Source organism: Pseudomonas rustica (assembly GCF_049959085.1).
GTDB lineage: Bacteria > Pseudomonadota > Gammaproteobacteria > Pseudomonadales > Pseudomonadaceae > Aquipseudomonas > Aquipseudomonas rustica.
This window is the reverse complement of the sequence record NZ_CP188200.1, coordinates 107,501-119,642: the sequence shown is the minus strand read 5'-3', so window position 1 is coordinate 119,642 and position 12,142 is coordinate 107,501. Positions and strand designations below refer to the sequence as shown.

The 12,142-nt window shown below is 56.9% G+C and carries 9 protein-coding genes and 2 rRNA genes (1 of these 11 only partly in view); 9 read left to right on the top strand and 2 right to left on the bottom strand.

The genetic code is table 11. The features are described from left to right. Window positions 1–43 precede the first annotated feature (43 nt). From exaC to ACP3TY_RS00575, 9 genes are all read left to right on the top strand, one after another. On the top strand, window positions 44–1,564 hold the full coding sequence (exaC, locus tag ACP3TY_RS00615; RefSeq protein WP_008083670.1) for an acetaldehyde dehydrogenase ExaC: 1,521 nt from the start codon (window positions 44–46) through the stop codon (window positions 1,562–1,564). A 262-nt stretch (window positions 1,565–1,826) separates the two neighbouring features. Continuing rightward, on the top strand, window positions 1,827–3,197 hold the full coding sequence (gene eat, locus ACP3TY_RS00610; protein ID WP_426619056.1) for an ethanolamine permease: 1,371 nt from the start codon (window positions 1,827–1,829) through the stop codon (window positions 3,195–3,197). 156 nt (window positions 3,198–3,353) lie between these two features. Next, complete coding sequence (locus tag ACP3TY_RS00605) at window positions 3,354–4,748, top strand: ethanolamine ammonia-lyase subunit EutB (protein WP_053124208.1); 1,395 nt, start codon at window positions 3,354–3,356, stop codon at window positions 4,746–4,748. Continuing rightward, window positions 4,745–5,578, top strand: coding sequence for an ethanolamine ammonia-lyase subunit EutC (gene eutC / locus ACP3TY_RS00600; RefSeq protein WP_426619055.1), 834 nt, complete (start codon window positions 4,745–4,747; stop codon window positions 5,576–5,578). The genes ACP3TY_RS00605 and eutC overlap by 4 nt, the downstream gene beginning before the upstream one ends. Before the next feature lie 116 nt (window positions 5,579–5,694). Further along, a complete protein-coding gene (locus tag ACP3TY_RS00595) occupies window positions 5,695–6,156 on the top strand; it encodes a GNAT family N-acetyltransferase (protein WP_003228592.1) in 462 nt (153 codons plus the stop codon). A 224-nt stretch (window positions 6,157–6,380) separates the two neighbouring features. Then, window positions 6,381–7,031 carry a DedA family protein gene (locus ACP3TY_RS00590; RefSeq protein ID WP_426619054.1) on the top strand — a complete coding sequence of 217 codons (651 nt, stop codon included), beginning with the start codon at window positions 6,381–6,383 and terminating at the stop codon, window positions 7,029–7,031. A 3-nt stretch (window positions 7,032–7,034) separates the two neighbouring features. Further along, window positions 7,035–7,847, top strand: a complete 813-nt coding sequence (locus ACP3TY_RS00585; RefSeq protein WP_053124213.1) for a zinc-dependent peptidase — start codon at window positions 7,035–7,037, stop codon at window positions 7,845–7,847. A 121-nt stretch (window positions 7,848–7,968) separates the two neighbouring features. Next, the gene (gene ppa, locus ACP3TY_RS00580; protein ID WP_003205933.1) at window positions 7,969–8,496 is read left to right on the top strand and encodes an inorganic diphosphatase; all 528 of its coding nucleotides are present in this window, start codon (window positions 7,969–7,971) and stop codon (window positions 8,494–8,496) included. A gap of 222 nt (window positions 8,497–8,718) precedes the next feature. Further along, window positions 8,719–9,462 carry a S24 family peptidase gene (locus tag ACP3TY_RS00575; RefSeq protein ID WP_053124215.1) on the top strand — a complete coding sequence of 248 codons (744 nt, stop codon included), beginning with the start codon at window positions 8,719–8,721 and terminating at the stop codon, window positions 9,460–9,462. A 449-nt stretch (window positions 9,463–9,911) separates the two neighbouring features. Here the strand turns inward: ACP3TY_RS00575 and rrf are convergent. Further along, window positions 9,912–10,027: ribosomal RNA gene (gene rrf, locus ACP3TY_RS00570) — 5S ribosomal RNA — on the bottom strand. A gap of 170 nt (window positions 10,028–10,197) precedes the next feature. Then, window positions 10,198–12,142 (bottom strand): 23S ribosomal RNA (locus tag ACP3TY_RS00565); it runs 949 nt beyond the window's last position.

Here is a 12,142-nt window from a genome sequence, read left to right as displayed (position 1 = left end):
TGCGCGTTTCTCTAATAAGTACAAAGCCAAGGAGAACATCATCATGCGTTACGCTCACCCCGGTACTGAAGGCGCCAAAGTCTCGTTCAAGAGCAAGTACGGTAACTACATCGGCGGCGAGTTCGTCGCGCCTGTCAAAGGTCAGTACTTCACCAACACCTCACCAGTGAATGGCCAACCGATTGCCGAATTCCCGCGCTCCACTGCCGAAGACATCGACAAGGCACTGGACGCCGCTCACGCCGCTGCCGATGCGTGGGGCTCCACTTCCGTGCAGGCACGCTCGCTGATCCTGCTGAAAATCGCCGACCGCATCGAACAGAACCTCGAATTGCTGGCGATCACCGAAACCTGGGACAACGGCAAAGCCATCCGCGAAACCCTCAACGCCGACATCCCGCTGGCCGCCGACCATTTCCGCTACTTCGCTGGCTGCCTGCGCGCCCAGGAAGGCAGCGCTGCCGAAATCGACGGCAACACCGTGGCGTATCACATTCATGAACCGCTGGGCGTGGTCGGGCAGATCATCCCGTGGAACTTCCCGATCCTGATGGCCGCGTGGAAACTCGCACCAGCGCTGGCCGCCGGTAACTGCGTGGTACTCAAGCCTGCCGAGCAAACACCGCTGGGCATCACCGTGTTACTGGAACTGATCGGCGATCTGCTGCCGCCGGGCGTACTGAACATTGTTCAGGGCTATGGCAAAGAGGCCGGCGAAGCACTGGCCACCAGCAAACGCATCGCCAAGATTGCCTTCACCGGCTCGACCCCGGTTGGCTCGCACATCATGAAATGCGCGGCCGAGAACATCATTCCGTCGACCGTGGAACTGGGCGGCAAATCGCCGAACATCTTCTTCGAAGACATCATGCAGGCCGAGCCGACGTTCATTGAGAAAGCCGCTGAAGGTCTGGTACTGGCGTTCTTCAACCAGGGCGAAGTCTGCACCTGCCCATCGCGCGCACTGGTACAGGAATCGATCTACGACGAGTTCATGGCCGTCGTGATGAAGAAAGTCCTGCAAATCAAACGTGGCGATCCACTGGACACCGACACCATGGTCGGCGCGCAGGCCTCCGAGCAACAATTCGACAAGATTCTTTCGTACCTGGAAATTGCCAAGGGCGAAGGCGCCGAGCTGTTGACCGGCGGCAAGGTGGAAAAACTCGAGGGCAATCTGTCGACCGGCTATTACATCCAGCCGACCCTGCTCAAGGGCACCAACAAGATGCGCGTGTTCCAGGAAGAAATCTTCGGGCCAGTGGTGAGCATCACCACGTTCAAGGACGAAGCAGAAGCGCTGGCGATCGCCAACGACACCGAGTTCGGCCTCGGTGCCGGTCTGTGGACTCGCGACATAAACCGCGCCTACCGCATGGGCCGCGCGATCAAGGCCGGTCGTGTGTGGACCAATTGCTACCACCTGTATCCGGCGCATGCCGCGTTTGGCGGGTACAAGAAATCCGGCGTGGGGCGTGAGACGCACAAGATGATGCTCGATCACTATCAGCAAACGAAAAACCTGCTGGTGAGCTACGACATCAATCCGTTGGGTTTCTTCTAAACCTGACTTTTGATCGTGTAACGGCGTTCGCGAGCAAGCTTTGCTCCTACAGGGTTACGCAGGATCTGTAGGAGCATGGCTTGCCAGCGAAGGCGTCCTCAATAACAACACCCACAACATCCTTGGCCGCTCTGGCACGGCCCTTGCGTACCCGTCATTCAGGATTTGCAGAAAAACTGCCGCTGCGTGAACAGCCCCATCCACCCCAACCGCATCACCCGAAAGTCCAAAAAATCGAACAATAAAAAGACAGCGAGGACTTATGACTTCAACCACACAGCTCAAACCCACACTCGGCACCCTGCACCTCTGGGGCATTGCCGTCGGTCTGGTGATTTCCGGCGAGTACTTCGGCTGGAGTTACGGCTGGGGTACCGCCGGCACCCTGGGTTTTCTGGTCACGGCGTTGATGGTCGCGACCATGTACACCTGCTTCATCTTCAGCTTCACCGAATTGACCACCGCTATCCCACACGCCGGCGGGCCGTTTGCCTACAGCCGTCGGGCGTTCGGCGAGAAAGGCGGACTGATCGCCGGCATCGCCACGCTGATCGAGTTTGTCTTCGCGCCACCGGCGATTGCCATGGCCATCGGCGCCTACCTGAATGTGCAATATCCGGAACTTGATCCGAAGATTGCAGCGGTCGGCGCGTATTTCGTGTTCATGACCCTGAATATACTCGGCGTCAGCATCGCCGCGACCTTCGAACTGGTGGTCACAGTGCTGGCCGTTGCCGAGCTTTTAGTATTCATGGGCGTGGTGGCGCCGGGCTTCAGCTTCAGTAATTTTGTATTGAATGGCTGGTCGGGTTCCAACGAATTCACCATGGCCTCGATCCCCGGGATCTTCGCGGCGATACCGTTCGCGATCTGGTTCTTCCTCGCCATCGAAGGCGCGGCGATGGCCGCCGAAGAGGCGAAAGACCCGAAACGGACGATTCCCAAGGCTTACGTCAGCGGCATTCTGACCTTGGTATTTCTGGCCATCGGCGTGATGGTCATGGCTGGCGGCGTTGGCGACTGGCGTCAGCTGTCGAATATCAACGATCCGCTGCCGCAGGCGATGAAAGCCGTAGTTGGCAATAACTCGACGCGGATGCACATGCTGGTGTGGATCGGCCTGTTCGGGCTGGTGGCGAGTTTCCACGGGATCATCCTCGGTTACTCGCGGCAGTTCTTCGCTCTTGCCCGCGCCGGTTATCTGCCTAAAGGGCTGGCCAAACTCTCGCGCTTCCAGACCCCGCACCGGGCGATTCTGGCCGGTGGCGTGATCGGCATTGCGGCAATCTACAGCGATGGTTTGGTTAACCTGCAAGGCATGACCCTGACCGCCGCGATGATCACCATGTCGGTGTTCGGCGCGATCGTGATGTACATCATCAGCATGCTCAGCCTGTTCAAACTGCGCAAAACCGAGCCGAACCTGGAACGCACCTTCCGCGCGCCGGGTTATCCGGTGGTGCCGGCGATTGCACTGTTTCTGGCGGTGGTGTGTCTGGTAGCGATGGCGTGGTTCAACACGCTGATCGGCTGTGTGTTCCTTGGCTTTATGGCCGCTGGCTATCTGTATTTCCAGTTGACCGCCAAGCAACGCGCCGATGCCCCGACAGACGCTATGCTCGAAGGTATCTAGCTGACATATAAAAGTGCACAGCGCCCATTCAGGCACTGTGCTGGAACCCTGTAGGAGCTGCCGCAGGCTGCGATCTTTTGATCTTTTAAAAGCCAGATCAAAAGATCGCAGCCTGCGGCAGCTCCTACAGGGGATTATCGATTACAGGAGGATATCGTGGCCGCATTCGCCCATTCCGTCGGCGCCCAGACCTATCGCTTCGACAGCCTCAAGGACGTCATGGCCAAGGCCAGCCCGGCGCGCTCCGGGGATTTCCTCGCCGGTGTCGCCGCGCTCAATGATGGCGAACGCGTAGCAGCACAAATGGCGCTGGCCGACATCCCGCTCACGCATTTCCTGCAAGAAGCGCTGATCCCCTACGAATCCGATGAAGTCACCCGACTGATCATCGACACCCACGACAAACAGGCCTTCGCCGTGGTCAGCCACCTCACCGTCGGCGGCTTCCGCGACTGGCTGCTCAGCGACGCCGCCGATGAAACCAGCCTGCGCAACCTCGCCCCCGGCCTGACGCCGGAAATGGTCGCCGCCGTGTCGAAAATCATGCGCGTGCAGGATTTGGTATTGGTCGCGCAGAAGATCCGCGTGGTGACGAAATTTCGCGGCACTCTCGGCCTGCGCGGGCGCCTGTCCACGCGTCTGCAACCGAACCACCCGACCGACGAACCGTCCGGCATCGCCGCGAGCATTCTCGACGGTCTGCTCTACGGCAATGGCGACGCGATGATCGGCATCAACCCGGCCACCGACAGCATTGCCTCGATTTGCGCGATGCTGGAAATGCTCGATGCGATCATCCAGCGCTACGACATTCCGACTCAAGCCTGCGTGCTCACCCACGTCACCACCTCGATCGAGGCGATCAACCGGGGCGTGCCGCTGGATCTGGTGTTCCAGTCGATTGCCGGCACCGAAGCGGCCAACGCCAGTTTCGGTATCAACCTGAATGTCTTGCAGGAGGGTTATGACGCCGGCCTGAGCCTTAATCGCGGCACCCTCGGGCAAAACCTGATGTATTTCGAAACCGGTCAAGGCAGCGCGCTGTCGGCCAACGCTCACCACGGTGTCGATCAACAGACCTGCGAAACCCGAGCCTATGCCGTGGCACGGCATTTCAAACCGTTTCTGGTGAACACCGTCGTAGGATTTATCGGCCCGGAATACCTCTACAACGGCAAACAGATCATCCGCGCCGGCCTCGAAGACCACTTCTGCGGCAAGCTCCTCGGCGTGCCGATGGGTTGCGACATCTGCTACACCAACCACGCCGAAGCCGACCAGGACGACATGGACACCCTGCTGACTCTGCTCGGTGTCGCCGGGATCAATTTCATCATGGGCATCCCCGGCTCCGACGACATCATGCTCAATTACCAGACCACTTCGTTTCATGACGCGCTCTACGCTCGCCAGACACTAGGCCTGAAACCAGCCCCGGAATTTGAACAATGGCTGGCCAACATGGGCATCTTCACGCAGGCGGACGGCAAGGTTCGCTTCGGTAACAACCTGCCGCCGGCCTTCCGCCAAGCGCTGGCGCAACTGGGATGAGTCGCATGGATAAACCGCCCGTCGATCCGCAAAACCCTTGGCTGCAACTGCGCCGCCTGACCCCGGCGCGGATTGCCCTTGGCCGCACCGGCACCAGTCTGCCGACCAGCGCGCAACTGGATTTTCAGTTTGCTCACGCTCAGGCGCGGGATGCGGTGCATTTGCCGTTTGATCACGCGGGGCTCAGTGCGCAATTAAGTGAACGAGGGCGTGAGAGTTTGCTGCTTCACAGTGCGGCGCTGGATCGCAACAGCTACCTGCAACGCCCGGATCTGGGACGCAAACTCAGCGATGACTCGGCGCAAAGTCTTCGCGACTACTTGGCCGCGCACCCCGGCGGGGTCGATCTGGTCATTGTCGTCGCAGATGGCTTGTCGGCACTGGCAGTGCATCGCCACACACTGCCGTTTCTCACCCGGCTGGAAGAACAAATGGGCGGCGATGGCTGGTCAATCGCCCCGGTGGTCTTGGTGGAACAGGGCCGCGTCGCCATCGGCGATGAAATCGGGCAATTGCTCGGCGCGAAAATGGTGGTGATGCTGATTGGTGAGCGCCCGGGGCTCAGTTCGCCGGACAGCTTGGGGCTGTATTTCACCTACAACCCAAAAGTTGGTCTGACCGATGCCTATCGCAACTGCATTTCCAATGTCCGGCTGGAGGGTTTGAGCTACGGCATGGCGGCGCATCGCTTGCTGTACCTGATGCGCGAGGCGTGCCGGCGGCAGCTGTCGGGGGTCAACCTGAAGGATGAAGCACAAGTTCAGACGCTGGCGTCGGACGCTGATAAGGACATGAAAGGAAACTTCCTACTGGATCCGCCGCCAAACTGAACCGTTTCTGCATTGCGTTTCTGATCCTGTTTGAGGCAGGATCGATGCACGGCCGCCAGGGTTTACCGTCGCCGTCACAACACGTGAAGACAGCCACTTGAAGGACGAGACCTGACATGCGGATTATCCAAGCGACCCTTGAACACCTCGATTTGCTCACGCCGTTGTTCGTCAAATACCGCGAGTTTTACGGCTCCCTGCCTTATCCCGACTCGTCCCGCGCCTTCCTCGAAAAACGCCTGCGCCGCAAGGAATCGGTGATTTATCTGGCGCTGGCCGATGATGACGACAAGAAACTCATGGGTTTCTGTCAGCTCTATCCGAGCTTCTCGTCGCTGTCACTGAAGCGCGTATGGATCCTCAACGACATCTACGTCGCCGAAGACGCCCGCCGACAACTGGTCGCCGACAACCTGATCCGCACTGCGAAGAAGATGGCCAAGGAAACCCAGGCTGTGCGCATGCGCGTGTCCACCAGCAGCAACAACGAAGTGGCGCAGAAAACCTACGAATCGATTGGGTTCAAGGAAGACACTGAGTTCAAGAACTACGTGTTGCCGATCAGCGACGAGCTCTGAAGTCAAAAGATCGCAGCCTTCGGCAGCTCCTACGGGGCTGCGATCCACTTCCTGACAATTACTCACACACCGACATCCCTCGCTACAAAACCAACGCGCTTTTGATGTTTCAGGCCGTATAATCTCGAGCTTCCCAGCTTGTAAGAAAAACTACACCTCGCTGTAGGCTTACACGAAGTTATCCGCACAGGCCTGCCGAGTCGGGCCGCCATACAGGTGCCTCCATGGATTTCAACCCGCTCGACCTGATCCTGCATCTCGACGTTTATCTCGATTTGCTGGTTAACAACTACGGGCCGTGGATCTACGCCATCCTGTTTCTGGTGATTTTCTGCGAAACCGGTCTGGTGGTGATGCCATTCCTGCCGGGTGATTCACTGCTATTCATCGCCGGCGCTGTAGCGGCCGGCGGCGGCATGGATCCAGTACTGCTGGGCGGTTTGCTGATGCTCGCGGCGATTCTCGGCGACAGTACCAATTACGTGATCGGACGAACGGCCGGCGAGAAGCTGTTCAGCAATCCGAAATCGAAAATCTTCCGTCGTGACTATCTGCAAAAGACCCATGATTTCTACGACAAGCACGGCGGCAAAACCGTAACACTGGCGCGCTTTCTGCCGATCATCCGTACCTTCGCTCCGTTCGTGGCAGGCGTTGCGCGTATGCCGTATCCGCGCTTCTTCGGTTTCAGTGTTCTGGGCACGATCCTCTGGGTGGGCGGCCTCGTGACGCTGGGCTACTTCTTCGGCAACGTTCCGTTCATCAAGAAGAACCTGTCGTTGCTGGTTGTTGCGATCATCTTGCTGTCTCTCATTCCGATGATCATCGGCGTGGTGCGCAGCCGTTTCGGCGGCACCAAAGCCCAATCGCACTAAGCGATGTGGTCGCTAAGCGCCTGGCGGCGTCGACGCATCCTCGCCAAGCACCCGATTGCCGACGACATGTGGCAACGGGTGCGCCACCACCTGAGTTTTCTTGACGGCATTACTGCTGCCGAAGATCAGTGGCTGCGCGAAGCCTGCGTTCTGTTCCTCGAAGAAAAACACCTGACCGCCCTGCCCGGCGTCGAACTGCATCAGGAACAACGCCTGCTGCTTGCCGCGCAGGCGCAATTGCCGCTGCTCAATCTTGGTGATCTGAATTGGTATCAAGGCTTCCACGAAATCGTCCTTTATCCCGATGACTTTGTCAGCCCGCAACGACACCGCGATGCCAGCGGCGTCGAGCACGAATGGGATGGCGAACACAGCGGCGAAGCCTGGCAGCAGGGGCCGATTATTCTCGCCTGGCCTGGGGTGATGGCCAGTGGTGGCTGGGAAGGTTATAACCTGGTGATCCACGAGCTGGCGCACAAACTCGACATGCTCAATGGCGACGCCAATGGCCTGCCACCGCTGCACGCGGACATGCGCGTCAGCGACTGGGCCGAGGTGATGCAGGCCGCTTACGATGATCTTGATGGTCAGCTAGAGCGTAATCCCGACGCCGAGACCGCGATCGATCCTTACGCGGCTGAGAATCCGGCAGAGTTCTTTGCCGTCACCAGTGAGTACTTCTTCAGCGCACCCGATCTGCTCCATGAGACTTATCCACAGGTCTATGAGCAGTTGCGACTTTTCTATCGTCAGGATCCATTGAGCAGGTTGCGGCAACTTCAGGCCAGCGACCCGGTCTATCAGGCTCACGACTAAGGTCTGCACGACCTTCAGGACTTTCGGTGAATGGCGTCGACGGCAGAATATGCCTATAATCGCCGCCACTTTTTGGTCAATCCGGCCAAGTGTTTTTGGTCAACTACGGGGGCAACGCCCAATGAGCTACAGCAAGATTCCGGCTGGCAAAGACCTGCCGAACGACATCTACGTCGCGATCGAGATTCCGGCCAACCACGCGCCGATCAAATACGAAATCGACAAAGACAGCGATTGCCTGTTCGTTGACCGTTTCATGGCCACCCCAATGTTCTACCCGGCCAACTACGGTTACATCCCGAACACCCTGGCTGACGACGGTGATCCCCTCGACGTGCTGGTTGTAACCCCTTACCCGGTTGCGCCAGGCTCGGTTATCCGTGCACGTCCGGTTGGCATCCTGAACATGACCGACGACGGCGGCGGCGATGCCAAAGTCATCGCAGTGCCACACGACAAGCTGTCCCAGCTGTACGTGGACGTTAAGGAATACACCGACCTGCCGCCTCTGCTGATCCAGCAGATCGAGCACTTCTTCGCGAACTACAAAGATCTCGAAAAAGGCAAATGGGTCAAGATCGAAGGCTGGGCCGGTGCAGACGCCGCCCGCGAAGCAATCACAAAGTCGGTTGCAGCCTACAAAGGCTAAGACGCTTCGACTCGCGTGATGCTTGAAGAAAACCCCGGATATCCGGGGTTTTTTTATCGACGTGAGCCAGCCGCTTAAACAGGCTGTTTATCGCTCTCTTGATATTGTTGTGACCTGTTTAATTTCCCACAAGAACGTCTTACATCCCGTCGTAAAATTCAGCCTGCTTTTGAACGCTCGGTTTATTCAAACCGCTCTGGCACGGCCGTAGACTCCGTGTTTATGAGAAAGAACACGAGCGGTCCAAGATTCAAGGCACTCCTGGAAGCAGCGAACATCTCCACCACGGGATTCGCAAAGTTCTGGGGCACGGAAGCCCAAAATGTCCACAACTGGTACACCCGGGGCGTTCCGGCGTATCGCATGGAAGAGGTCTCACGCCTGCTGTCCGTGAACAGCGAATGGCTGAAAACTGGAGAGGGCCACAAGGAGTCGCCGCGCCTCCATGCCCCTGCCAGCAATGGCGACACCTTCGACGCCCAATCTGTGCGCGGCGTCTATACGGTCATTGATCCCAACGACATCGACCTGGTGTTTTTCAATGAGAAACCTCTCACCGATACCGGCAAAACACACGTCATCGAAGATACGGATCAATCCATCCGCCTGCTTCGCGCGCAGCTGGATCAACTTGAAATAAAACACTCTGACGCTATCTGTGCACGCATGATCGGCAACAGCATGGCCGAGCGAATCGAAGACGGATCCATCGTTGCCATTGATCGAGGACTGACTCAGGTCGTCGATGGCGAGATCTATGCGATCGAACACGACGGGATGTTGCGCATCAAGTATTTGCATCGCATGCCGGGCAATGGCTTACGCCTGCGTAGCCACAACAGTGCCGAGTACCCGGACGAGATCTTCCGTGCAGCGCAACTGGACGAGCAGCGGATTCATATTCTGGGCTGGGTGTTCTGGTGGTCGACACTGAGCAAGCGTCGGCCGGTGGTGCCGTTTCTCTAATGATCGTCAGTGCACAACGCTATTTCTGATGCTTTGACAGCTCTAATCCGCACTTCGGGCTGGGAATCTGCGGTAAAAATCAGTATCCTTCGCCCCACATTTGCGCATCGACCCGCCCTGCGGTTCTGATAGCGCCCGACGCGGCAGACCAACCTCTGACCAAGTCCCACAGCCGGACGCAAGATCCGGGTGTACGTTTTGAAGGCTGGCGCGGTTTACCAAAAATGAACCAAGCCAGTCCCCGAGAAGCCGGCCACAAGCCGGCTTTTTAATGCCTGCGAGAAAGACACTCACCTGTTAATTCCCTCGCTGCTGGCTCACTTCGTCCTGTCAGGTTGCGTCGTGCTGGGTGGCGGCTGTCCATTGTCTTGTTAAAAACTCTTTCGGTGACTTTCCTGCGGGCAAAACAAAACCCCAACTGCTTTCGCAATTGGGGTTTCGGAATTTAATCTTGACGATGACCTACTCTCACATGGGGAAACCCCACACTACCATCGGCGATGCATCGTTTCACTGCTGAGTTCGGGATGGGATCAGGTGGTTCCAACGCTCTATGGTCGTCAAGAAATTCGGGTACTGAGTCGTGGCCAGATGGCCTCGCTTCAGCAAATTGGGTATGTGACAGCTTTCGGTGTTTGTGAACATCGAACTTTCGGTTCGTTTCGTCTTCACACACCGCAATCTGGTGCTCTTTCGCTTTTCAGCTTCGAAGCAAGCAAATTGCTTGGGTGTTATATGGTCAAGCCTCACGGGCAATTAGTATTGGTTAGCTCAACGCCTCACAGCGCTTACACACCCAACCTATCAACGTCGTAGTCTTCGACGGCCCTTCAGGGAACTCAAGGTTCCAGTGAGATCTCATCTTGAGGCTAGTTTCCCGCTTAGATGCTTTCAGCGGTTATCTATTCCGAACATAGCTACCCGGCAATGCCACTGGCGTGACAACCGGAACACCAGAGGTTCGTCCACTCCGGTCCTCTCGTACTAGGAGCAGCCCCTCTCAAATCTCAAACGTCCACGGCAGATAGGGACCGAACTGTCTCACGACGTTCTAAACCCAGCTCGCGTACCACTTTAAATGGCGAACAGCCATACCCTTGGGACCGGCTTCAGCCCCAGGATGTGATGAGCCGACATCGAGGTGCCAAACACCGCCGTCGATATGAACTCTTGGGCGGTATCAGCCTGTTATCCCCGGAGTACCTTTTATCCGTTGAGCGATGGCCCTTCCATACAGAACCACCGGATCACTAAGACCTACTTTCGTACCTGCTCGACGTGTCTGTCTCGCAGTCAAGCGCGCTTTTGCCTTTATACTCTACGACCGATTTCCGACCGGTCTGAGCGCACCTTCGTACTCCTCCGTTACTCTTTAGGAGGAGACCGCCCCAGTCAAACTACCCACCATACACTGTCCTCGATCCGGATAACGGACCTGAGTTAGAACCTCAAAGTTGCCAGGGTGGTATTTCAAGGTTGGCTCCACGCGAACTGGCGTCCACGCTTCAAAGCCTCCCACCTATCCTACACAAGCAAATTCAAAGTCCAGTGCAAAGCTATAGTAAAGGTTCACGGGGTCTTTCCGTCTAGCCGCGGATACACTGCATCTTCACAGCGATTTCAATTTCACTGAGTCTCGGGTGGAGACAGCGCCGCCATCGTTACGCCATTCGTGCAGGTCGGAACTTACCCGACAAGGAATTTCGCTACCTTAGGACCGTTATAGTTACGGCCGCCGTTTACCGGGGCTTCGATCAAGAGCTTCGCGTTAGCTAACCCCATCAATTAACCTTCCGGCACCGGGCAGGCGTCACACCCTATACGTCCACTTTCGTGTTTGCAGAGTGCTGTGTTTTTAATAAACAGTCGCAGCGGCCTGGTATCTTCGACCGGCATGAGCTTACGGAGCAAGTCCTTCACCCTCACCGGCGCACCTTCTCCCGAAGTTACGGTGCCATTTTGCCTAGTTCCTTCACCCGAGTTCTCTCAAGCGCCTTGGTATTCTCTACCCAACCACCTGTGTCGGTTTGGGGTACGGTTCCTGGTTACCTGAAGCTTAGAAGCTTTTCTTGGAAGCATGGCATCAACCACTTCGTGTTCTAAAAGAACACTCGTCATCAGCTCTCGGCCTTAAGATCCCGGATTTACCTAAGATCTCAGCCTACCACCTTAAACTTGGACAACCAACGCCAAGCTGGCCTAGCCTTCTCCGTCCCTCCATCGCAATAACCAGAAGTACAGGAATATTAACCTGTTTTCCATCGACTACGCTTTTCAGCCTCGCCTTAGGGACCGACTAACCCTGCGTCGATTAACGTTGCGCAGGAAACCTTGGTCTTTCGGCGTGGGTGTTTTTCACACCCATTGTCGTTACTCATGTCAGCATTCGCACTTCTGATACCTCCAGCAAGCTTCTCAACTCACCTTCACAGGCTTACAGAACGCTCCTCTACCGCATCATCCGAAGATGATACCCGTAGCTTCGGTGTATGGTTTGAGCCCCGTTACATCTTCCGCGCAGGCCGACTCGACTAGTGAGCTATTACGCTTTCTTTAAAGGGTGGCTGCTTCTAAGCCAACCTCCTAGCTGTCTAAGCCTTCCCACATCGTTTCCCACTTAACCATAACTTTGGGACCTTAGCTGACGGTCTGGGTTGTTTCCCTTTTCACGACGGACGTT